Source organism: Polaribacter sp. HL-MS24 (assembly GCF_032758595.1).
Classification (GTDB): domain Bacteria; phylum Bacteroidota; class Bacteroidia; order Flavobacteriales; family Flavobacteriaceae; genus Polaribacter.
Window position 1 is genome coordinate 735,173 of the sequence record NZ_CP136415.1, and the last position, 23,092, is coordinate 758,264.

Below are 23,092 nucleotides of genomic sequence, written 5' to 3' on the forward strand. Positions count from 1 at the left end.
ATAAACAATCCTTTATGAAGAAAATCCAAATGGTAGACCTCCAAGGTCAATATGCTAAAATCAAAGACACGGTTAACGATTCTATCGCACAAGTACTCAATACTTCTGCATACATAAACGGTCCTTTGGTGCATGAATTTCAGGCAGATTTAGAAAAATATTTGGCTGTAAAACATGTCATTCCATGTGCAAATGGAACGGATGCTTTGCAAATAGCAATGATGGGATTGGGATTGGAACAAGGCGATGAAGTCATTACGGTCGATTTTACTTTTGCCGCAACTGTAGAAGTCATAGCGCTCTTAAAATTGACTCCCGTTTTGGTGGATGTAGACCCAAAGACCTTTAACATCGATTTAAATGCCTTAAAAAAAGCAATTACACCAAAAACAAAAGCAATTGTTCCCGTTCATTTATTTGGACAAGTTGCCAATATGGAAGCGATCATGGAAATTGCCAAAGTACATGACCTTTATGTGATTGAAGACAATGCGCAAGCAATTGGAGCAAACTATACCTTTAAAGATGGTCGAAAGCAAAAAGCAGGAACTATCGGACATGTTGGGACGACCTCTTTTTTCCCCTCAAAAAATTTAGGCTGCTATGGTGATGGTGGTGCCATTTTTACAAATGATGACACACTAGCCAATACGCTAAGAGGAATTGTAAATCACGGAATGTATACTCGCTATTATCACGACGTAGTGGGAGTCAACTCTAGATTGGACTCTATTCAGGCTGGAGTTTTAAAAGCTAAATTACCAAAACTAGATGCCTATTGTGATTCCAGAAGAGATGCTGCACGTTTTTATAATAAAGCGTTTGAAAATAACCCAAAAATAGTGACACCTACGACACAATCGAACAATACCTCTAATTGTGAACAACTTTGCGACAGTTGTGATTGTCACGTTTTTCACCAATATACCTTACAAATCAAAACGGGTAAAAGAGATGCCTTGCACAACCATTTGTTAGAGAATGGAATCCCCAACGCTATCTACTACCCAGTCCCTTTACATGCCCAAAAGGCATACAAAGACAGTCGTTATAAAGAAGATGACTTTAAAATAACCAATCAATTAATTGAAGAGGTCATTTCTTTACCGATGCACACCGAATTGGATACAGAGCAATTAGAATTTATCACAAAAACAATTTTAGAATTTGTTGGCTAAATAACACCTATGAAAAAAATACTTGTCACTGGAGGTTTAGGATTTATTGGCTCACATACAGTTGTAGAATTGCAAAATGCGGGTTATGAGGTGGTCATTATTGATGATCTTTCGAATTCAAAAATTGACGTTTTAGAAAAGATCACAGAAATCACAGGTGTGCAACCCGATTTTCATCAAATTGATTTACGAATAAAAGAAGATGTTCACCGCTTTTTTAATTCAGTAGCGATTGACGGAATCATCCATTTTGCGGCTTTTAAAGCCGTTGGTGAAAGTATGCAGAAGCCTTTAGATTATTATGAAAATAATATCGGGAGTTTGGTCTATTTACTACAAGAGATGAAAAATAGAGCTCTCGACCATTTTATTTTTAGCTCTTCATGCACCGTCTATGGACAAGCAGACTCCTTACCTATTAACGAAAATGCCCCTATTAAAAAAGCTTCTTCTACCTACGGAAACACCAAGCAAATTGGAGAAGAAATCATTGCAGAAAGTTGTAATGCCTATGGAATGAATGCGATTGCATTGCGCTATTTCAATCCGATCGGCGCTCACGAAAGTATCAAGATTGGAGAATTGCCTTTAGGAGTTCCCCAAAATTTAATCCCTTTTATTACACAAACCGCAGCAGGTATCCGAAAAGAATTGTCCGTTTTTGGAAATGATTATCCCACTCCAGACGGTACAGCTATCCGTGACTATATTCATGTGGTCGATCTTGCAAAGGCACATCTCAGTGCTTTAACAAGACTCCTTCATAAAAAAAATAATTCTAATTTTGAATTTTTCAATGTAGGAACTGGAACAGGGAGTTCGGTTTTGGACGTGATCAAGGCATTTGAAACAGCTTCAGGAAGCTCGTTAAATTATGTCATCAAACCCCGAAGGGAAGGTGACATTACAGCTGCCTATGCAGACACGACTCTTGCAAACAAGGAACTGAACTGGAAAACAGAAAAAAGTTTGGAAGAGGGATTGAGTGCTGCATGGAAATGGCAACAAAAACAATCTTAACCACATAAAAAATCCCGCTCAAAGCGGGATTATATTTTTTACACAAGTTTCAAATTAAACCGCAAATGTTGCAGCACTTGCCGAAACACTTCGGTCAATTTTTCGGAGTAAGCCTTGCAATACATTTGCAGGACCTACTTCAATAAATTCAGTTCCTCCGTCAGCAATCATTGCCTGAATAGATTGTGTCCATTTTACAGGAGCTGTTAACTGAGCCATCAAATTCTTTTTTATCTCCTCTGGATTCGTGACTGCTTTTGCAGGTACATTTTGATATACAGGGCAGCTTGGGGCACTAAAAGTAGTAGCGGCTATGGCTGCAGCCAATTCGGCTGCTGCTGGCTCCATCATTGGTGAATGAAATGCTCCACCTACAGGCAATATCAAAGCCCTTCTTGCTCCTTTTTCAGTCAACACTTTACAAGCAATTTCAACAGCTTCAATTTCACCAGAAATCACCAACTGTCCTAGGCAATTGTAGTTTGCAGCTACGACCACACCTTCAATTTCAGCACAGGTTTCCTCTACAATCTGATCGTCCAATCCTAAAACAGCTGCCATGGTAGAAGGTGCTAATTCACAAGCTTTTTGCATTGCCAACGCACGTTTTGAAACCAATTGCAAACCGTCTTCAAAAGATAAAACACCATTAGCAACTAAAGCGGACAATTCTCCTAAAGAGTGTCCTGCAACCATTTCTGGCTGAAAAGAATCTCCCAAAACTTTAGCTAAAATAACTGAATGTAAAAAAATAGCTGGCTGGGTAACTTTGGTCTCTTTTAATTGTTCGGCTGTCCCTTCAAACATGATGTCTGTAATTGAAAATCCTAGAATTTTATTTGCTTTCTCGAAGTACTCTTGTGCCAAAGCAGAAGCATTGTACAGGTCTAAACCCATACCCGTAAATTGTGCTCCTTGACCTGGAAAAATATATGCTTTCATCTAAACTGTTTTTGTTATTTCTTGAATTAACGACAAAAATAATGATTTTTAGGAGAAGACAATCTAGCTTTTGATTTCTTATGAATCCAAAAAATAGAACTTTTTTTTTGTAAAATCATTAACAATTGCGAAAATCAATGGAAGACAGCCTTATAAACATCCACTTTCTATTCAAAGTCTGAGTAGAATTTAGTATTTTCGTTTGGGATCCTTTTTTGCAAAGTATCGCCTTTCGGTTCGTCTCCATTAGCACCAAACTATTATTATGAAAAAAATTGTATGGACTCTCTTACTCACGCTTCTCCCGTCGCAATTTTTTGCACAACATTCTTTGTTCAATGAATTGCTAAGTACCTATGTGAGTGATAAAGGAGTCGTTGATTATATGAATTTTAATGGAAAAAAATTACGTCGCTATTTGAATTCCTTAGAAAAAAATTCACCCGATCACAGCTGGTCTGTCAACAAACAAAAAGCTTTTTGGATCAATACTTACAATGCCTATACGATCTATTTGGTGCTACATGCCAGAAATTCAAAAGAGCTAAAAAATAGTATTTTAGACATCAAAAGAAAGGGGAAATCTGCATGGAAGATTCCATTTGTAAAAATAGGAGACCATACATATACCCTTGATCAAGTAGAACACGAAATTTTACGCAAAAACTTCAAAGACCCTAAAATACATGTTGGCGTCAATTGCGCTTCGAAGTCATGCCCAAAATTATCCAACAAAGCATTTACAGAAGAAAATATTGACCGTGAATTAGAGAAATTAATGATTGCCTTTATCAATGATTCAACCAAAAATACAATCACAACAAAAAACATTATAATTTCAAAAATTTTCAACTGGTTTGAATCTGATTTCACAGAAAAAGGGAGTCTTATTGATTTTTTAAATCAGTATTCAAATATCCCGATTGACAAAAATGCAACAATACATTATCAAAATTACGATTGGACTTTAAACAAAAAATAAATTATGGCAAAGCCTTATTATGATGCCTCCGATTTGAAAAAATTTGGAGAAATTACAGAATGGAGTGAAGAATTAGGGACTAAGTTCTTCGATTATTATGGAAAAGTTTTTGAAGAAGGGGCATTGACAGCTCGTGAAAAATCTTTAATTGCTCTAGCAGTAGCACATACAGAACAATGTCCGTATTGCATCGATGCTTATACCAAAGATGGACTCCAACGCGGAATTACCAAAGAACAAATGATGGAGGCCATTCATGTTGGTGCTGCCATAAAAAGTGGCGCAACCTTGGTTCATGGAGTTCAAATGATGAAGAAAGTGAATCAATTAGAAATGTAAAAATGTCCATAAAATCATTACACGCAAGAAATAACGATTTGGCAAATACCGCTCGTCAGTTAGAAATTTTATCCAACGGAATTTTTGCTGAAGGGAAACTATCCACATTTGCTAAAAAAATTCAGGAGACCAATCAACTTCCTCTGCGTCCAAAAAAACTAGAGGTACTTCAAATCAATTTGGGGTATATGTGCAATCAGGTTTGTGGACATTGCCATGTAGATGCTGGCCCAGATCGGAAAGAAATCATGACGCTAGAAACCATGCAGCAATGTTTGGAAGTTATCAAAAACACAGGAGCTCACACCTTAGATTTGACAGGAGGAGCCCCCGAAATGAATCCGAATTTTAAATGGTTTGTTGAAGAAGCAGCAAAAGTGGGAATTAAAGATTTTATTGTTCGATCCAATTTGACCATAATCCTAGCAAATAAAAAATACCACGATTTGCCCGATTTTTTTAGGAGCCATTCCATTCATGTTGTTTCATCGATGCCCCATTGGACACGTGGAAAAACAGACAAACAACGAGGCGATGGTGTATTTGACAAATCAATCAAGGCATTACAAATGTTAAACAAAGTCGGTTACGGAATCGAAGGATCCGACTTAAAATTAGATTTGGTTTACAATCCTTCTGGGGCCTTTTTACCAGGCGATCAAAAAGCTTTAGAAAATGATTTTAAAATGGCATTAAAGAGTGAGTTTCATATTGATTTTCATCACTTATTTGCCATTACCAATTTACCTATTAGTCGTTTTTTAGATTACTTAATCGCTTCAGAAAATTACGAAGACTACATGTATTCTTTGGTAGAAGCCTACAACCCTTCTGCAGTAGAAAGCGTGATGTGCACCAATACCCTTTCAGTAAGCTGGGACGGTTGGCTGTACGATTGTGATTTCAATCAAATGTTAAATCTGAAAGTAGCCAGTAAGGCAAATCATATTTCAGCATATAATGAAGCTATTTTACAGGATCGAAATATCATCATCAATCAACACTGTTATGGTTGCACAGCGGGTGCAGGAAGTAGCTGTCAAGGTGTAATTGCCTAAAATAGCCTTGAAAATGAAAAAACCAATCCTTATTTTCTTACTGATTTCTATCAATACCTTTGCACAGCAAACACTAAAATCCCTATTGGAAAAACACAATTCAGGAAGCATTCCTTATATTTCGGTGGACAGTTTAGCAGCGATTCTTGAAAAGTCGTCTGTCTCCTCTTACGATAACAAGAAAATACTTCTCTTTGATACGAGAGAAGAGAAAGAGTTTCAAATTAGTCACATTCAAGATGCAAATTTTGTGGGTTATGATAATTTCAACATTCTTCAAACGTTAAAAAAACATCCAAATAAAGAAACCCCTATCGTCGTATACTGCTCTTTAGGAATCCGTTCCGAAGACATTGGTGAACAACTAAAGAAAGTAGGGTACTCGACAGTTTTCAATTTATATGGAGGAATTTTTGAATGGAAAAATCAAGGAAATCCGGTGTATACCTCCAATCACCATAAAACCAATAAAGTTCATACCTTCAATCACGAATGGAGTAAGTGGCTTCTTAAAGGCGAAAAAATAAATGACTAAAAACTTACTCCTCATTTTTACAAGAAACCCCGAACTGGGAGCAGTAAAAACTCGTTTGGCAAAGACCATTGGTGATAAAGCAGCACTTTCCATCTATCTTGTTTTATTAAACCATACCCATGCAGTGACTCAAAACCTCTCCTGTGATAAGGCGGTTTACTATTCTGTAAAAGTGAGAGACCATGATCTTTGGAATCCTACTCATTATCTCAAAAAACAACAATTTGGAGCCGATTTAGGGATCCGAATGCAAAATGCATTTCAAGATTCGTTTAACGCTGGTTATCAAAAAGTAATTGTTATAGGAAGTGACTTAATTGATTTGTCCGAAGAACTTATTGAAACTGCTTTTTTAAAATTAGACAGCAACGAGGTGGTTATCGGTCCTGCAGAAGATGGGGGCTACTATTTGTTGGGCCTGAAAGAACTTGAACCGAAGCTCTTTACTAATAAAAAATGGGGAACCGCATCAGTAAGAAGCGAAACCTTGTCCGATTTAAAAGATAAAAAAGTACATTTGTTAGAAACATTGAATGATATTGATGTTTTTGAAGATATCAAAGGGCACCCTTCTTTGGAACAATTTTTAGAATAATTAGTCGCCTTTTACCATCCAACTTTTTAAAAACATCACGAAGTCTAGCAAAATGAAACAACAACAATTGAATGAAACTGTCGCTTTTTTAAAATCAGCAGGAATAAAAAATCCAAAAATTGGAATTGTACTGGGAACTGGCTTAGGAAAGTTGGTCGACGAGATAGCAATTGAAAAAGAAATTGCCTATGCGGAAATACCAAATTTCCCTCAAGCAACAGTGGAGTTTCATTCTGGAAAATTAATTTACGGCGAGCTGTCTGGAAAAAAAGTGCTAGTCATGGCTGGACGTTTTCATAAATATGAGGGCTACGATCTCTGGGAAGTAACCTATGGAATTCGAACCATGCACGCATTGGGGATTCAGAATTTACTTATTTCAAACGCAGCAGGCGCTATCAATTTATCCTACAAAAAAGGAACATTAATGTTGATTGAAGACCACATCAATTTACAAGGAGATTCCCCTTTGGCCTTTAAAGGGGCAAATGTTTTTGGAAATATTTTTGCAGATATGTTGGCTCCGTATTCAAAAGAAATCAACCAAAAAATTAAAACAATCGCCCTCGAAAATAACATCCTATTACACGAAGGAATCTATACCAGTGTGGTGGGGCCACAGCTAGAAACCCGAGCAGAATATCGAATGTTACAAATTCTGGAAACAGATGCTGTAGGAATGAGTACGGTACCAGAAGTCATCGTTGCCAAACAATTAAATCTTCCTTGTGCAGCCATTTCGGTATTGACAGACGAATGCGACCCTAAAAATCTACAACCCGTAGATATTTCAGAAATCATTGCAATTGCTGGAAAAGCAGAACCAAAAATGATTCTTCTTTTTAAAGAATTGATAAAAATTATATAACATACAGTTTTTTACATCCTAATACAACTATAAAGACTTACTGAAATCCAAACTATGAGTTACTTAGAAACCACGAACGACGTTTATAAACAAGCAGCACTGACCCCCGATATTGGGCTTTGTTGTACCACCAATCCTATTTGGGAATTTCCAGGTCTCAAAATCCCTCGCATCATGCAAGAAATGAACTACGGTTGTGGTTCTACAGTCCATGCAAGAGATTTGACCAACAACCCTAAAATGTTGTATGTAGGTGTTGGCGGCGGAATGGAATTGCTGCAATTCTCTTATTTCAATAGAACCAAAGGCGGTGTAATAGGACTGGATGTGGTAGACGAAATGCTAGAAGCTTCCAGAAACAATTTTAAAATTGCTGAAGAGCAAAACGATTGGTTTCAGAGCGATTTTGTCGACCTTCGAAAAGGTGATGCAATGGATTTGCCTGTTGCAGATAATTCGATTGATGTTGCTGCACAAAATTGTTTGTTCAATATTTTTAAATCTGATGATTTAAAGAAGGCCATAGCAGAAATGTACCGCGTTTTAAAACCCCACGGTCGTTTAGTAATGAGCGATCCAACCTGTGAACAGCCAATGAATGATGCACTTCGAAATGATGCCCGTTTGCGAGCCTTGTGTTTAAGTGGAAGTTTGTCTATCGCAGACTATGTAAAAGCACTTACAGACGCTGGATTTGGAACTATAGAAATTAGAGCTAGAAAACCGTACAGAATTTTAGATCCCAAGAATTACCCTACCGATGAATTGATCTATATCGAATCTATTGAAGTGGCTGCTATCAAAGACCCCATGCCTGCAGACGGTCCCTGTATTTTTACGGGAAAAGCCGCCATTTATTATGGTAGCGAAGACTATTTTGACGACGGAGAAGGACATACCTTATTGAAAAACCAGCCTCTTGCAATTTGTGATAAAACTGCCGCTGCACTAAAAGCTTTGGGAAGAGATGATCTTTTCTTTTCAGAATCTACCTTCCATTATGATGGTGGTGGATGTTGCTAATTCCCTCGTAAAAAAAGTAGTTTTCTAAAACAGTAAACTGCTTTTTTAAGGGGAGGTTACTCATAGGATTGATGAATGTATTTTGCATGTTTTTCTTGTTGTGATCCATCACCCGTTTTGTAATATTCAACTGCGTCATGGGTACGTATAAAAAAATGAGTCTTATCGATACTATCCAACAAACCTGCTCTGAATAACAAATCTCTCACAGGTCCTTTTAAACTTGAGAAATAAAAGATAATATGTTTTTTTTGATAATAGCGAACCCGTTCTTTTAGCATTTCTATTCCCGTACTGTCAATTCTATTGATACTTTCTGCATCTAACACAATCAGTTTTAATGCAGCTCCTTTTTCCTCAACCATTTGATCTAAAGAATCTCTAAAATAACCAGCATTGGCATAAAATAATTGTGCATCAAATCGAAATACCAAAATATCATGTTCGATACTTACTTCTTCAAAACGGCTTTTGTTGCGATAAAAATCGGCATGTGGAACTTTTCCTAATTCGGCAACATGAGGTCGTGAAGTTCTGAATACTAGGACAATCAAAGACAATGAAACTCCCACAAAAATTCCTTGTTCGATCCCTAGAAATAAGGTTGCAAAAAAAGTCACCAACATCAACCAAAAATCAAGTTTGTTCGTATTCCAAAGAAAACGACCTTCTTTAAAATTGATTAATCCAAAAACAGCCACAATAATAATTGCTCCTAATACCGCCTTCGGTAGAAAGTAAAATAAAGGAGTTAAAAACAGGAGAGTGATAACGACCATTGCAACCGAAATTAACGCAGCCATACCTGTTGTTGCTCCACTCTCTTGATTGATGGCAGAACGTGAAAAACTGGATGTTGAAGGATACGCTTTGAAAAAAGATCCCACAATATTACTCAACCCTAAGGCAATTAACTCTTGATTAGGCCGTACACGATATTCATCTTGGGTTGCTTCCAACGTCTTTCCCATTGAGATAATTTCCAAATACCCCACCATCACTAACGTAAATGCAATGGGCAATAAATCTTTGACTAATTGGAAATCAACTTCAGGGATTCCAAAACTCGGCAAACCCGATGGGATTTCTTTCACGATATCAACTTGAGGAAAAGAATTTCCAAAGAATTTCAATAGTATAATTCCAATAATAACAACAATCAATGCACTGGGTAATTTCTTATTGATTCTCTTGAGAATGACTATCAATACTATCGAAAAGAGACCTATAAGGGTAGTGTTTATCTGAAAGTCTGCGAATTGATGCCAAAAATCTGCCACAAGAACATGGATTTGGTCACTTTGAATAAAATTGACCCCAAATAAATTTCGAAATTGATTCATCCCAATAATCAATGCTATCGCTGAAGTAAAACCGAGAATGACTGGTTTTGATAAAAAATTAACAATAAAACCTAAGCGAAATACCCCCATTAAGAATTGCAAACTTCCCACTACTAATGCTAAAAATATTGCAATGGCAATATAACTTTCAGATCCTGCTAAAGCGACGGTAGAAACTCCTGTTGCAACAATTAAAGAATCCATTGCTACTGGCCCAACTGAGACTTGTCTGGACGAACCAAAAATAGCATAGACTAGTTGAGGTAATAAGGCACAATACAATCCATAGATTGGGGGTAGGCCCGCTATTAAAGCATAGGCAATCCCTTGTGGGATTAAAACGATTCCCACGGTAATTCCTGCAATTAGGTCTCCTCTGAACGACGAGGCTTTATAATTAGGGAGCCAATCAAAAATTGGAATGTTCTTTTTTAAATTCATTTTATTGATTGCAATTTGTATTCGGGAATGTACCTTCTACGAAGTACTACTTCATTCTTATTTCTTAGAATAATTCTCCTGGATTCCTTCCTTTGACTCTTCCTAGGTGTTTGTATGCCAATTCCGTGACTTCTCTCCCTCGTGGGGTTCGCATGATGAACCCTTGCTGAATTAAAAAAGGCTCGTATACTTCTTCTATCGTTTCTGTATTTTCACTCACAGCAGTCGCTATGGTACTAAGTCCAACAGGCCCTCCTTTAAACTTATCAATGATGGTCGTTAGGATTTTGTTATCCATCTCATCCAAACCGTGTGCATCAACATTTAGGGCTTTTAAGGCATACTTTGCAATCTCTATGGAAATAGATCCATTCCCCTTGATTTGTGCAAAATCTCGTACCCTACGCAATAACGCGTTTGCAATTCTTGGAGTTCCTCTACTTCTCCCTGCAATTTCGATAGCAGCTTCCATAGAAATCGGAACGTCTAAAATATCGGCACTTCTTTGTACAATTGTTGTTAGTAATTCTGTGGTATAATAATGCAATCTACTATTGATACCAAAGCGCGCTCTCATAGGAGCCGTTAGCAATCCTGACCGTGTGGTTGCCCCTATTAAAGTAAATGGTTCTAGATTGATCTGAACCGTTCTTGCATTGGGTCCAGATTCGATCATAATATCGATTTTATAATCTTCCATCGCAGAATACAAATACTCTTCTACAATGGGACTTAAACGATGGATTTCATCAATAAACAACACATCTCTTTCATCTAAATTGGTAAGTAGCCCTGCTAGATCACCTGGTTTGTCAAGGACAGGTCCTGATGTAACTTTGATGCCTACTTCCAATTCGTTGGCAAGAATGTGTGCCAAAGTGGTTTTCCCTAAACCTGGAGGTCCATGAAAAAGGGTATGGTCTAAAGCCTCGCCTCTCTGATTGGCAGCTTCTACAAAAATCTTAAGATTATCAATTGCTTGATCTTGTCCTGAAAAATCGTCAAAAGACAGTGGCCGTAATTTTTTTTCTACGTCTAGTTCTTCATTTGATAAGTTGTCATTTTCAGGGTTTAAATGCTCATTCATAAATACAAAGATACTATTAATTGTAGTGAATAATTTAGGATTTTATTTCAAACAAAAAACCTTTCCGAAAGTGGAAAGGTTTTTGAATATTTAAATGCCGCTTCTTTTCTAGTAAGAATCAGTACTTTTTTTAAGAAGGTTCTTCACCTTCTAATGGTGGTGTTGTTTGTAAAACAAAATCTTGACCATGTAAGAAATCACTATCGTCATCATTTGGATCTACACGTTTGCTGTAGTCATAGGCCCAACGGTGTACTTCAGGGATTTTACCTTGACCAGTTTCCGTGAACATGTTCTACAGGAGTTGTCCATTCTAATGTATTGGACTTCCATGGGTTCTGAGTTGCTTTTGGACCTCTGTACATTGAGATGAAAAAGTTTGCAATAAAAATTAACTGAGCTATACCTCCAACTAATGCGAAGAGTGTGATGACCACATTGATGTCAGTCAAATCGTCAAACATTGGAAAATTGGTGTTGGTATAGTATCTTCTCGGTAAACCAGCTAATCCAATGAAGTGCATAGGCCAGAAAACACCATAAGCACAAACAATCGTTATCCAGAAATGCCAATATCCTAATGTTTTATTCATCATTCTCCCATACATTTTTGGAAACCAATGATAAATTCCTGCATACATTCCAAAGATTGCAGAAACACCCATTACTAAATGGAAATGCGCAACTACGAAATAGGTATCATGAATGTTGATGTCCAAGGCAGAGTCTCCTAGAACGAGCCCAGTTAAACCTCCTGTTACAAATGTTGATACCAAACCAATAGAGAATAACATTGCGGGATTTAATTGCAAGTTACCTTTCCACAAGGTCGTTAAATAATTGAATGCTTTTACAGCAGAAGGAATGGCAATTAATAGGGTTGTAAAAGTAAATACAGATCCTAAGAAAGGGTTCATTCCAGAAATAAACATGTGGTGACCCCAAACTATTGTTGACAAGAAAGCAATGGCTATAATTGACAAAATCATTGCTCTATATCCAAAAATTGGTTTTCTTGAATTGGTTGAAATTACTTCGGAAGTAATTCCCAGTGCTGGTAATAATACAATATAAACTTCAGGGTGACCTAAAAACCAGAACAGGTGTTCAAACAATACTGGTGAACCTCCTTGATAATGCAATACTTCTCCTGAAATAAAGATATCTGATAAGTAGAATGAAGTCCCAAAACTTCTATCAAAAATTAATAGTAGGGCTGCAGATAATAAGACTGGAAATGAAACCACACCAATAATTGCAGTGATAAAGAAAGCCCACATGGTCAGTGGCAATCTTGTCATTTTCATACCTTTTGTCCGTAAATTTAAAACCGTTACGATATAGTTTAGTGCTCCAATTAAAGAGGAAGCAATAAAAATCGCCATTGAGACTAACCATAGGGTCATTCCTGCTCCGGAACCTGGAATCGCTTGTGGCAAGGCAGAAAGTGGAGGGTAAATTGTCCAACCTGCTGAAGCCGGTCCTGCTTCCACAAATAGAGAAATAACCATGACAACACTCGAGATAAAAAACAACCAGTAAGAAATCATGTTTAAAAATCCAGAAGCCATGTCTCTAGCTCCAATTTGCAATGGAATTAATAAGTTTGAAAATGTTCCACTCAAACCTGCCGTTAAAACGAAGAATACCATAATGGTACCGTGAATGGTTACCAAAGCCAAATAAATATCTGGATCCATAATTCCATCGGTTTGGTGAGAGCCTAAAAATGCTTCAACAATGGTAAATGAGGTATCTGGCCAAGCCAATTGTAAGCGAAATAACATCGACATTAATACCGCAATAATTCCCATGAACATTCCTGTCACCAAGAATTGCTTTGAAATCATTTTATGATCCTGGCTAAAAATGTATTTTGTTACAAATGTTTCTTTATGATGATGATCTGACATAATCTTATGTATTTGTAGTGTCTTTAAATTAGTTTTTTATTACTTCTGATAACGTTGGTCTAGCTGCAATCCAATCATTGTACTCATCTTCTTCCACTACTGTAATTTTCATTTGCATGTTGTAGTGAGATTGCCCACAAATTTTATTACACAAAAGGAGATAGTCAAACTCATAGAGGTCTTCCCCTTTTGCTTTTCTAATTTTGTTAATAGCATTTGTTTTTGCCATGACCTCAGGATTCAACCTCATTTCTTCTGTAGTGAATTTTGGTGTAAAACCAAACTCGGTAACCATTCCTGGAACACAATTCATTTGTGCTCTAAAGTGAGGCATGTATGCAGAATGCAATACATCTTGTGAACGGAACTTAAAGTGTACTTTCCTTCCTTTAGGTAAGTACAACTCTGTTACTTGCTTGTCATCTTGTGAGTTCTTATCCGACATGTCAACTCCCATTGTATTCAGGCTATTGATGTCAATATAATTTACATTACCTAATCCTAGAGTATTGTCTTCACCTGCATAACGAGCATCCCATCTAAATTGTTGAGAATAAACTTCAATAACAACTGCATCTTTTTCATCAGATAAGTCCATTACATTGTTCCATTGCCATAATCCGTACCCAATCAAAACGACTAATACAACAGCAGGAATAATGGTCCAAATAATTTCTAATTTGTGACTATCTGCAAAGAATTTTGCTTTTCGATCTTGTCTTCCTCTGTACTTGTAAGTAAAAAAGAAGATTAAAAATTGCATTACAAATTGCACAATTCCAATCAACCAAAAAGAAATATTAAAGAGGTTGTCATCATGCTCACCTTCAATAGAAGCAGATTCGGGTAACATTATTACATTCATTGCAATTAAGCAATAAATCATCATTGCATAAATGAAAACTGTAAATACTAAAAAGTACTTTCCTTGTTTGTCATTGTCACGATCGTCTGCAATAACGGTTCGTAAGTCCATTACTCTGGTTATCTGCCAAAAACTGACTCCAATTGCAACACCTATAAAAATATAAAATAGAGCTAACATATGTATTTTGTCTTAATTTTTTAATTCAATTATTATTAGTGGTGATCTCCAGATCCTTCTCCTGAGTGTTCAATATTGTAATAGTGAAAATGCTCACTTTCTTTTAAAAATGGGTTTCCTTTTGCAATTGGATTCGCTTTCGCAAATGCAGTAAAAGTTGTATACATAAACAATCCAATAAAGAAAAATAATGCACTGATTTCGGGAATACCTATAGACCATTGAGCTCCAACAGTTGAAGGCATTACCATGACAAAAACATCAATATAATGTCCTATCAAAATAACCGCTCCTCCAATAAAAACAAACCATGGCTTGCTTTTAAAGTCACTGTTGATTAGAAGTAGAATAGGAAATACAAAGTTCATCACAACCATCCCTAAAAACGGTAATTTATATTCTGTAAATCTTGCTACAAAATAGGTAGTTTCTTCTGGAATGTCTGCATACCAGATGAGCATAAATTGTGCAAACCATAAATAGGTCCAGAATACAGAAAAACCAAACATGAATTTTGCCAAATCGTGAATATGACTATCATTAATTCCAGGTAAAGCATTTTTTGAACGTAAATAGATCGTTACAAATGCAATCACTGTTAATGCACTGACTAATAAAGTTGCTAGTACATACCAACCAAATAAAGTTGAAAACCAGTGAGGATCTAATCCCATAATCCAGTCCCATGACATCATGGATTCTGTGATCATAAACAAGAATAAGAAAACTACTGATAAGTTATAGTTTTTCTTGTACGTTTTATTTCCATCGTTAGCTGTATCTTCTTTGATAGATCCTTTGCGGATAAAAAAGCGATATGCATTCCAAATCAATAAATAAGCAATACTTCTTACAAAAAATCCTGTTGAGTTCATCCACCAAGATTTCCCATCAATAATAGCATCATAGTGCTCACTTTCTGGATCGAAAGTTCCTTCTGCCATCCAAGGAAATAAATGATTGAGTTGCATTACTGAAGCAGCTAAAACAAGTATCATGATAATAGACACTGGCAATAAATTAGCAGTGATCGCTTCCATGACTCTTAAAATTACAACGGACCATCCTACTTGAGCAACTCTTTGGATTGCATAAAATGCTAACACTAAAAGTGTAACACCTAAAGAGAAAAATAAGGCGACATAAAATGCTGACCAAGGTCTATTTTGAAGTTGGTGCAACACATGAATGGCATGTTTGTCATCATGCACTTCTGCATGTACTTCATTTGTTTCAGCGTGTGCATCGTGCGCAACTGGTGTTTGATGCGTATCAACAGCAACTGAATGACCATTTCCATGACCATCATTACTAGCTGCTTCTATTGCATGCTTAGCGTCTTCTAATGTATTTTGAGATCCCGCATAAAAACTATATGCTAATCCTAAAAATCCAAAAAGGATTAGTGCTAATGAGACTGTTTTTAACTTACCTGAGAATTGATACATATCTTTCGTATTCTTTCTTTTTAAACTTTATTTTAACAAATTTGTACGCAATACTTCTACGTATTGTACAATTTGCCAACGCTCCTTATATGTTAATTGAGATGAGTGAGAACCCATTAAGTTTTTACCATGAATTAAAACGTGATAAATACTCCCTTCTGTAATATCTCTATCTTTATAGTTTGGAATTCCTAAAAACTTATCTGCTTGCGATAAATAACCATTTCCATCTCCTTTAGTTCCATGACAGGTAGCACAATAAATGGCATACATTTTTTTTCCATTTTCTAAATTCTCGGCACTCTTGGCAAAAGGCGATTTCAATGTTGTCTTTGCTTTTTCATACCCTTCATTAGTGTCCGCAATGTCATAAGCAGGATGTCCTCCTCTTGGAATTGTGCCTGCTACAGGTTTACTATTCACTGGTTTTCCTAGCAAACCATTTTCTGCATCAGCATCGTATGGGATAGACTCATACATATCTGGCATGTATTGAAGCTGTGGAGTTCTCTTATCGCCGCAAGAAGCTAAACTTGCTGCAAATACTAAAACGATAATTAATTTAAAATTCTTCATTATCTATTGATTAGTGCTTATCTACTACATTAATTTCTACTGCGCCTGTTTTACTTAATAAAGAAGTCAATGCTTCAATATTGTGATGTACCGGAATTTCCATTAAAAAATGGTCATCTGTAGTCCTTGGATCTGGATTTTCAGCTTTTTTAAATGGCCAAATTCTACTTCTCATATAGAAAGTAATTACCATTAAGTGAGCTGCAAAAAACACGGTCAATTCAAACATAATTGGCACAAAGGCTGGCATATTTTCAATCCAACTGAAACTTGGCTTTCCACCAATATCTTGTGGCCAGTTGTCAATCATCATGTAATTGGTCATCCAAATAGCAATTGCAAGACCCGTAATCCCATACAAAAATGCAGTAATTGCCAATCGTGTTGGAGCTAATCCCATTGCTTTGTCTAGTCCATGGACTGGAAAAGGACAGAATACTTCTTCAATATGATGATGTTCTGCTTTGACTGCCTTGACAGCATCTAACAAAATTTCGTCATCTGTGTAAAACGCGTGAATAACTTTCGATGATTCCATAATTATCCGTTTAAATTGTTATCAGAATCTTCCTTTGAAGCTGTTGTGTTTAAAACTACAATAGCCGGTTTGGTTGGGATTCCTTGTTCACTTCTCTTCTTGTAAAATTCACCAGAAGATTTTAAGATTGTTTTTACTTCCGCTTGTGCTATTACTGGAAATGTTCTTGCGTATAATAAGAATAACACAAAGAAAAATCCAATGGTACCGATAAAAATACCCACATCTACGAAAGTTGGCTCAAAACGCCACCAAGTAGATGGTAAATGTCCTTTACTTAGTACAATGGCAATAATATCAAAACGCTCAAACCACATTCCAATATTGATAAAGATTGAAATGATAAAAGACCAGATAAAACTTCTTCTAATCTTCTTAAACCATAAAATCTGTGGTGTTAAGATGTTGAAAAATAATAGCGAATAGAATGCCCAAGCATAAGGTCCTGTTGCTGCTCCTACAGATAAATAAGTGTAGTTTTCGTAAGGAGAACCCGTATACCATGCAATAAAGAATTCTGTCGCATAGGCTACAGCAACAATACCTCCAGTTAGGATGATAACGATGTTCATATACTCAACGTGCAACCTAGTAATATAGTCTTCCATGTTGGTCACTTTTCTCATGATCCCTAATAAAGTCTGTACCATTGCAAATCCTGAAAAAATTGCTCCAGCAACAAAGTAAGGAGGAAAAATGGTAGAGTGCCATCCTAGGTTGATTGACGTAGCAAAATCCATCGATACAATCGTGTGTACAGAAAGTACTAAGGGAGTTGCCAAACCTGCTAACACCAATGATACTTCTTCAAAACGTTGCCAATCTTTTGCTCTTCCCGACCATCCAAATGACAATAATGAATATATTTTCTTTTGAAAAGGCTTTACTGCTCGATCGCGGATCATTGCAAAATCGGGTAATAAACCAGTCCACCAGAATACTAAAGAAACTGATAGATATGTTGAAATTGCAAATACATCCCAAAGTAATGGAGAGTTAAAGTTTACCCATAATGAACCAAATTGATTCGGAATTGGCAAAACCCAATATGCGTTCCAAGGTCTACCCATGTGAATAATTGGAAACAATCCTGCTTGAAAAACAGCAAAAATAGTCATGGCTTCCGCAGAACGGTTGATCGCCATTCTCCATTTTTGACGGAATAATAATAGTACAGCAGAAATTAAAGTTCCGGCATGACCGATACCAACCCACCATACGAAGTTTGTGATATCCCAAGCCCATCCAATGTTCTTGTTCAATCCCCAGACTCCAATACCTGTACCAACAGTATAAAAGATACATCCAAATCCCCATAGCATTGCTGCTAAGGAAATATAGAAAGCTATATACCAATTTTTATTTGCCTGACCTTCAATAGGCTTTGCAATATCTTCCGTAATATCGTGATAACTTTTATCACCTAATACTAAAGGTTCTCTGATGGATGCTTCGTAATGAGACATATTGATTACTTAGTTTTTATTTATCGTTATAAAGTTTCTAGCTTTAAGAGTTGAAGAGTCAAATACCGAGGTTGATGACTTTTTTACTTTTAAGCTTTTTTACTTTTTCACTCTTTTACGCTTCGTTTGTATTTCTAACTTTCACTTGATACACTACATTCGGTTTGGTCTGTAGATAATCTAACACGTGATATGCTCTTTTATCTGCTGCCAGTTGCGTAACAATTTCCTTCTCATTGTTCACGTCTCCAAATTGTAAAGATCCAGTTGTACAAGCAGAGGAACATGCTGTTGCAAATTCTCCAGCCTCAATCTTTCTTCCTTCTTTTTTGGCTTTCAGGATTGTTGCCTGTGTCATTTGAATACACATTGAACATTTTTCCATAACCCCTCTAGAACGAACCACAACATCTGGATTTAACACCATTTTACCGTATTCGTTATTCATGTGGAAGTCAAACTCATTATTGTTTGAGTAATTGAACCAGTTAAAACGACGAACTCTATACGGACAGTTGTTTGCACAATATCTTGTACCCACACATCTGTTATATGCCATGTGGTTTTGACCTTGTCTACTGTGGGTTGTTGCAGCAACTGGACAAACCGTCTCACAAGGAGCGTGGTTACAGTGCTGACACATCATTGGTTGGAAAGTTACTTGAGGGTTTTCTGCCTCAGTTTCAATTGCCGCATACATTTCAGCTCTACTTAAGCCTAATTCGTCAGTTGCAAACTTTCTAACTTTTGGTGAGGTAGGTTCATGACCAGTAGCCTCTCTGTATTCTTCTTCAACGCCAGAAGAATAATATCTATCAATACGCAACCAGTGCATATCTCTACCTACTCGTACTTCATTCTTCCCTACTACAGGTACGTTATTTTCGGCATGACAAGCAACGACACATGATCCACATCCTGTACAAGAAGTCAAATCGATGGATAGGTTAAAGTGATGACCTATTTCTCTGTTGTGTTCTGCCCATAAGTCAATCGATTTTGCCTCAACTTCTTGATGATCGTAAGAAACCATTGCTGGAATGTTCCAACCATTTTTGTGATCTTTCGGCTCAATATTTACATAATCTTTTAAAGAAACCTCTTTCAAAATATCATGACGACCTGCGATTGTTTTTTGTACTTGTGTACAAGCGAATTTATGTGTTCCGCTTACTTTTTCAATAGAAACACCGTATTGTACAGTCTTTCCGTCTTTGTATAATGGGTAGGCATTTACACCTACTTGCATCTCTTCTTTAAGACCTAATGTTCTCCCGTATCCTAAGGCCAAACCTATGGATCCTGGTGCTTGACCTAGTTGGATTAATACTGGCACATTGGTAAGCGTAACTCCGTTTACCGTAATGTTTGCATAATCTCCATCAATAGCTCCATTATCTTTTATTGGGTTTGTAAAGTCCAATCGTTTGGCATCTGCCATCGACATGGTGATATAGTTGTCCCAAGCTGCTCTTGTAATAGGATCTGGAAATTCTTGTAACCAAGGGTTGTTGGCTTGTTTTCCGTCTCCTAGTCCAGTGGTTGCATACAGAACCAATTCCAATTCGGATGCTTTTACAGAACTGAAAAGTTTTGCTGCTACATCTGAAACTGAAATCTCTTTCATAGTCACATTGCTAGAAACTTCTTTTGAGAAGAATCCATTATGCAATGCAGTACTCCATGACGAGCCTCCTAAAATTTGGCTTGCCCAAAAAGATTTTAAATAATCGTAGTATGAAGTTGTATTTCCAGACCACTGCAATAAAATTTCTTGAAGCTGACGTGTTTTGAATAACTGCTGAATTGTCGGCTGAACTAAACTGTAATTTCCTTCAGAAATAGAAACATCTCCCCAGCTCTCTAAAAAGTGAGTTGCTGGTAATACATAATTGGAAGCTGCTACAGTATCGCTATTCTCTACTGCAATCGCAACTGATAATTTATTCTTTAATGCTTCAGCAAATTCATTTCCATTTGCTAAGCTGTAAACAGGATCTACGTTGTAAGAAATGACTCCTGCAACTTTTCCTGCTTTTAAATCTGAAATTAATTGCGCAACCGCTGTATCATTTCCTTGACGGATATTTAAGGTTTGTACAACATCAATAATTTCACTCTTTAAAATTCTATTGATTTCTAATGCAATTAACTGCGCATTTATGTCATTCAAGCCAGTTATGACAACTGCTTTAGGACCTGCTTTCTTTAAAGCTGCTGCTACTTTTAATATTTCTGCATCTTTGGAAGTTGCTTTGGAAGCAACCTTATTTCCAGAAACTGCATTGTATAGATTCAACAAAGCGAATACTTGATCAGATGGTTTTACTACCAAACGTTTATCGGCATTTGCACCTGTCAAAGACATGTTGCTTTCAAACTGCACATGGTAAGACATGCTTCCGTTTTCTGGCTTTCTACCAGCAACATAAGCTTTTTCGAATCCTCCGTGGAAATCTCCTAAAAAATCTGCTCCAAAAGAAACAATCACTTCTGCTTTGTCTAAATGATAATTTGGTAAGGCTCTTTTTCCAAACGTTGCTTCAAATGCATCAGCAGCTCCACTTTCTGAAATTGCATCATATACGACATGCTTTACATTTGGATAAGCTGCAGTAAATTCTTTAACAATTTTATCAGTAGAAGGACTTGCCAATGTTCCTGTCAGTAAAACTACAGGTTTGTTTTGAGCTTTCAGTTCTGCTAGAGTAGCACCAATTTCCGCATCGGCATCTGCCCAAGAAATCGCATTTCCTCCTTTGGTAGGTTCTTTTAAACGAAGACGTTCATCGTATAAGGAAAGTACCGAAGCTTGAACTCTTGCGTTGGTAGTTCCGTGAACATCTTTATTAGGCATGATCTGGATAGGACGTCCTTCTCTTGTTTTTACTAAAACATTTGCGAAGTCATATCCATCAGCAATAGTGGTTGCGTACCAATCTGCAACACCTGGAATGATATCATTGGGTTTTACAACATAGGGAATCGATTTGATTACCGGTCCTTCACAAGCAGCTAAAGATGCTGCTGCTGTAGTAAATCCAACATACTTTAAAAAATCTCTACGTGAAGTAGAAGTAGTTTCAAGAGTTTCTTTATCACCTAAAAATTCGTCTGTAGGAATAGGTTCTACAAATTCATTTTTACTTAGCGTTTCAATAACAGAACTATCTTTTAGTTCTTCAACACTTTTCCAGTATTTTTTGATTGAAGCCATTTACTTATTGGTATTAGTTTTTAGTTTGCGCTGTTCGTTTTCACGACAACAAAAACATATTTCTTCTTTGATTAATAATGACACTTCCCACACTCTAATCCACCTAACTGTGCAGCTGTAACTTTCTCTACACCGTACTTTTCAGCCAATTGCTCGTGAATTTTTGCGTAATATTCGTTTCCTTTTAAATCTACTTTGGTTTCTCTATGACAGTCAATACACCAACCCATTGTTAAAGGAGAATGCTGATACATCTCTTCCATTTCTTCAACTGGACCATGACATTGCTGACATTTTACCCCTGCAACAGTTACGTGCTGTGAGTGATTGAAATATACAAAATCAGCTAAATTGTGAATTCGAACCCATTTGATAGGCTTCGTATTCCCAGTATACTCCAACTCATCAGCATCCCAGCCTGCAGCTTTGTATACTTTTGCAATTTCTTTATCTAATTCTGCTTTACCTAAAGTTCTATCTTCCAATTCTACCACAGTTGTTTCAGCAACTTCAGCAATATTTTTATGACAGTTCATACAAACGTTTACAGAAGGAATTCCTGAATGCTTACTATGCTTTGCCGATGAGTGACAATATTGGCAATCAATTTTATTGTCTCCTGAGTGAATTTTGTGAGAAAAAACGATCGGCTGTACGGGTTGATATCCTTGATCGACACCTACCTTAAATAAAGTTCCAAAAAGAACATAGGCAGACATTAACAAAGCAAAGACGACAAACATCGCTTTCAAGAAGGTATTCTGTTTGATCCCTTCCCATAATTCATGTAGATCTCTTTTAAGATCTGAAGTTACTTCTGGTTTTTTCTTCCCTTTTAATTCGTTGACTTGCTTTAACAAAGAAGCAATCATAATAAAAGCAACAACTATTGCAGCAGCTAAAATAAAGATTACCCATGAAGGAGCAGATCCTCCACTTGAACTTCCTTCAGTGCCAGCTACAACGGCTTCAACTGGTTTTTGCAGTTCTCCAACGGTCGTATAGTACAAAATATCATCGATATTTTGATCTGACAACGCTGGAAAAGCAGTCATGGAAGAACCATTATACTCTTCGTACACCGCAATCGCATCTGCATCTCCAGAAGCTCTCAATGCTGCGTTGTTTTTAATCCAAGCTTTTAACCAAGAATTCTCTCTTCGACTCTCAATACCACCTAGTGCAGGTCCTACAAGTTTTTTATCTAACTTGTGACATGAAGCACACTGTGATTTGAATAAATTTTTCCCTTCCTTTTGACGTGCCTCATCTACATCTTGAGCGTTTAAGGAAAAAGTAATCCCCAAAAATAAAAGAAATGTAAAACTTTTAAGAAGCAATCTCGTAAGTCTAATGTGCAATGCTACACTTTTCATATTTGTAAACTATATATATTATTCTAGTTAAAAACTGATTCAAAATTGACGTATGTTTCAGTTGTACAAAAGTACTACATATTGCTAAATTTTAAAAAGCGA

At 36.7% G+C, this 23,092-nt stretch carries 19 protein-coding genes and 1 pseudogene; 9 read left to right on the plus strand and 11 right to left on the minus strand.

Features of this window, described 5'->3' with window-relative positions; genetic code table 11:
* The first annotated feature begins 14 nt into the window (after positions 1-14).
* Together RRF69_RS03485 and galE are read left to right on the plus strand one after the other, a co-directional pair.
* Complete coding sequence (locus tag RRF69_RS03485) at positions 15-1,178, plus strand: DegT/DnrJ/EryC1/StrS family aminotransferase (RefSeq protein WP_316940581.1); 1,164 nt, start codon at positions 15-17, stop codon at positions 1,176-1,178.
* A gap of 9 nt (positions 1,179-1,187) precedes the next feature.
* On the plus strand, positions 1,188-2,198 hold the full coding sequence (galE, locus tag RRF69_RS03490) for a UDP-glucose 4-epimerase GalE (protein WP_316940582.1): 1,011 nt from the start codon (positions 1,188-1,190) through the stop codon (positions 2,196-2,198).
* Between the two features lie 54 nt (positions 2,199-2,252).
* On the opposite strand, the gene fabD is transcribed toward galE, so the two are convergent.
* Entirely contained in the window at positions 2,253-3,140 is an 888-nt protein-coding gene (gene fabD / locus RRF69_RS03495) for an ACP S-malonyltransferase (protein WP_316940583.1), read from the minus strand.
* A gap of 265 nt (positions 3,141-3,405) precedes the next feature.
* Between fabD and RRF69_RS03500 the strand changes: the two genes are divergently transcribed.
* Genes RRF69_RS03500 through arsM form a run of 7 tightly spaced genes read left to right on the plus strand, consistent with a single transcriptional unit; the run spans position 3,406 to position 8,540 of the window.
* Positions 3,406-4,122: a DUF547 domain-containing protein gene (locus RRF69_RS03500; RefSeq protein WP_316940584.1), complete on the plus strand. Its 717-nt coding sequence runs from the start codon at positions 3,406-3,408 to the stop codon at positions 4,120-4,122.
* A 3-nt stretch (positions 4,123-4,125) separates the two neighbouring features.
* On the plus strand, positions 4,126-4,461 hold the full coding sequence (locus RRF69_RS03505) for an arsenosugar biosynthesis-associated peroxidase-like protein (RefSeq protein ID WP_316940585.1): 336 nt from the start codon (positions 4,126-4,128) through the stop codon (positions 4,459-4,461).
* 2 nt (positions 4,462-4,463) lie between these two features.
* Positions 4,464-5,519, plus strand: coding sequence for an arsenosugar biosynthesis radical SAM (seleno)protein ArsS (gene arsS / locus RRF69_RS03510; protein ID WP_316940586.1), 1,056 nt, complete (start codon positions 4,464-4,466; stop codon positions 5,517-5,519).
* A gap of 13 nt (positions 5,520-5,532) precedes the next feature.
* Positions 5,533-6,054 carry a rhodanese-like domain-containing protein gene (locus tag RRF69_RS03515; RefSeq protein ID WP_316940587.1) on the plus strand — a complete coding sequence of 174 codons (522 nt, stop codon included), beginning with the start codon at positions 5,533-5,535 and terminating at the stop codon, positions 6,052-6,054.
* A complete protein-coding gene (locus RRF69_RS03520) occupies positions 6,047-6,649 on the plus strand; it encodes a TIGR04282 family arsenosugar biosynthesis glycosyltransferase (RefSeq protein WP_316940588.1) in 603 nt (200 codons plus the stop codon). The genes RRF69_RS03515 and RRF69_RS03520 overlap by 8 nt, the downstream gene beginning before the upstream one ends.
* A 52-nt stretch (positions 6,650-6,701) precedes the next feature.
* Positions 6,702-7,517: a purine-nucleoside phosphorylase gene (locus RRF69_RS03525; protein WP_316940589.1), complete on the plus strand. Its 816-nt coding sequence runs from the start codon at positions 6,702-6,704 to the stop codon at positions 7,515-7,517.
* A gap of 54 nt (positions 7,518-7,571) precedes the next feature.
* Positions 7,572-8,540 carry an arsenosugar biosynthesis arsenite methyltransferase ArsM gene (gene arsM, locus RRF69_RS03530; protein WP_316940590.1) on the plus strand — a complete coding sequence of 323 codons (969 nt, stop codon included), beginning with the start codon at positions 7,572-7,574 and terminating at the stop codon, positions 8,538-8,540.
* Positions 8,541-8,596: 56 nt separating this feature from the next.
* Here the strand turns inward: arsM and RRF69_RS03535 are convergent, their stop codons facing one another.
* The 10 genes and pseudogenes from RRF69_RS03535 to RRF69_RS03580 form a co-directional block, all read right to left on the minus strand.
* Positions 8,597-10,324, minus strand: coding sequence for a solute carrier family 26 protein (locus RRF69_RS03535; protein WP_316940591.1), 1,728 nt, complete (start codon positions 10,322-10,324; stop codon positions 8,597-8,599).
* A 64-nt stretch (positions 10,325-10,388) separates the two neighbouring features.
* A complete protein-coding gene (ruvB, locus tag RRF69_RS03540) occupies positions 10,389-11,411 on the minus strand; it encodes a Holliday junction branch migration DNA helicase RuvB (RefSeq protein WP_316940592.1) in 1,023 nt (340 codons plus the stop codon).
* Positions 11,412-11,541: 130 nt separating this feature from the next.
* Positions 11,542-13,324 (minus strand): annotated as a pseudogene (locus tag RRF69_RS03545) (cbb3-type cytochrome c oxidase subunit I).
* Positions 13,325-13,352: 28 nt separating this feature from the next.
* Positions 13,353-14,369 (minus strand): cytochrome c oxidase subunit II, encoded by a 1,017-nt coding sequence (locus tag RRF69_RS03550; RefSeq protein WP_316940593.1) that lies wholly within the window; start codon positions 14,367-14,369, stop codon positions 13,353-13,355.
* 35 nt (positions 14,370-14,404) lie between these two features.
* Entirely contained in the window at positions 14,405-15,817 is a 1,413-nt protein-coding gene (locus tag RRF69_RS03555; RefSeq protein ID WP_316940594.1) for a quinol:cytochrome C oxidoreductase, read from the minus strand.
* A 27-nt stretch (positions 15,818-15,844) separates the two neighbouring features.
* Positions 15,845-16,393 carry a cytochrome c gene (locus RRF69_RS03560; RefSeq protein WP_316940595.1) on the minus strand — a complete coding sequence of 183 codons (549 nt, stop codon included), beginning with the start codon at positions 16,391-16,393 and terminating at the stop codon, positions 15,845-15,847.
* 10 nt (positions 16,394-16,403) lie between these two features.
* Positions 16,404-16,931: a DUF3341 domain-containing protein gene (locus tag RRF69_RS03565; RefSeq protein ID WP_316940596.1), complete on the minus strand. Its 528-nt coding sequence runs from the start codon at positions 16,929-16,931 to the stop codon at positions 16,404-16,406.
* Positions 16,932-16,933: 2 nt separating this feature from the next.
* On the minus strand, positions 16,934-18,397 hold the full coding sequence (gene nrfD / locus RRF69_RS03570) for an NrfD/PsrC family molybdoenzyme membrane anchor subunit (RefSeq protein WP_316940597.1): 1,464 nt from the start codon (positions 18,395-18,397) through the stop codon (positions 16,934-16,936).
* A 115-nt stretch (positions 18,398-18,512) separates the two neighbouring features.
* Positions 18,513-21,614, minus strand: a complete 3,102-nt coding sequence (locus RRF69_RS03575) for a TAT-variant-translocated molybdopterin oxidoreductase (protein ID WP_316940598.1) — start codon at positions 21,612-21,614, stop codon at positions 18,513-18,515.
* Between the two features lie 71 nt (positions 21,615-21,685).
* Positions 21,686-22,990 (minus strand): cytochrome c3 family protein, encoded by a 1,305-nt coding sequence (locus tag RRF69_RS03580; RefSeq protein WP_316940599.1) that lies wholly within the window; start codon positions 22,988-22,990, stop codon positions 21,686-21,688.
* Positions 22,991-23,092: the final 102 nt, after the last annotated feature.

Excerpts from the sequence above, each read along its gene's own strand:
- galE (WP_316940582.1), top strand. The coding sequence starts at position 1,188 with ATGAAAAAAATACTTGTCACTGGAGGTTTAGGATTTATTGGCTCACAT.
- nrfD (WP_316940597.1), bottom strand. The coding sequence starts at position 18,397 with ATGTCTCATTACGAAGCATCCATCAGAGAACCTTTAGTATTAGGTGAT.
- ruvB (WP_316940592.1), bottom strand. The coding sequence starts at position 11,411 with ATGAATGAGCATTTAAACCCTGAAAATGACAACTTATCAAATGAAGAA.
- RRF69_RS03535 (WP_316940591.1), bottom strand. The coding sequence starts at position 10,324 with ATGAATTTAAAAAAGAACATTCCAATTTTTGATTGGCTCCCTAATTAT.
- arsM (WP_316940590.1), top strand. The coding sequence starts at position 7,572 with ATGAGTTACTTAGAAACCACGAACGACGTTTATAAACAAGCAGCACTG.
- arsS (WP_316940586.1), top strand. The coding sequence starts at position 4,464 with ATGTCCATAAAATCATTACACGCAAGAAATAACGATTTGGCAAATACC.
- RRF69_RS03515 (WP_316940587.1), top strand. The coding sequence starts at position 5,533 with ATGAAAAAACCAATCCTTATTTTCTTACTGATTTCTATCAATACCTTT.
- RRF69_RS03565 (WP_316940596.1), bottom strand. The coding sequence starts at position 16,931 with ATGGAATCATCGAAAGTTATTCACGCGTTTTACACAGATGACGAAATT.
- RRF69_RS03525 (WP_316940589.1), top strand. The coding sequence starts at position 6,702 with ATGAAACAACAACAATTGAATGAAACTGTCGCTTTTTTAAAATCAGCA.
- RRF69_RS03550 (WP_316940593.1), bottom strand. The coding sequence starts at position 14,369 with ATGTTAGCTCTATTTTATATTTTTATAGGTGTTGCAATTGGAGTCAGT.
- RRF69_RS03505 (WP_316940585.1), top strand. The coding sequence starts at position 4,126 with ATGGCAAAGCCTTATTATGATGCCTCCGATTTGAAAAAATTTGGAGAA.
- RRF69_RS03555 (WP_316940594.1), bottom strand. The coding sequence starts at position 15,817 with ATGTATCAATTCTCAGGTAAGTTAAAAACAGTCTCATTAGCACTAATC.
- fabD (WP_316940583.1), bottom strand. The coding sequence starts at position 3,140 with ATGAAAGCATATATTTTTCCAGGTCAAGGAGCACAATTTACGGGTATG.
- RRF69_RS03500 (WP_316940584.1), top strand. The coding sequence starts at position 3,406 with ATGAAAAAAATTGTATGGACTCTCTTACTCACGCTTCTCCCGTCGCAA.
- RRF69_RS03580 (WP_316940599.1), bottom strand. The coding sequence starts at position 22,990 with ATGAAAAGTGTAGCATTGCACATTAGACTTACGAGATTGCTTCTTAAA.
- RRF69_RS03560 (WP_316940595.1), bottom strand. The coding sequence starts at position 16,393 with ATGAAGAATTTTAAATTAATTATCGTTTTAGTATTTGCAGCAAGTTTA.
- RRF69_RS03575 (WP_316940598.1), bottom strand. The coding sequence starts at position 21,614 with ATGGCTTCAATCAAAAAATACTGGAAAAGTGTTGAAGAACTAAAAGAT.
- RRF69_RS03520 (WP_316940588.1), top strand. The coding sequence starts at position 6,047 with ATGACTAAAAACTTACTCCTCATTTTTACAAGAAACCCCGAACTGGGA.
- RRF69_RS03485 (WP_316940581.1), top strand. The coding sequence starts at position 15 with ATGAAGAAAATCCAAATGGTAGACCTCCAAGGTCAATATGCTAAAATC.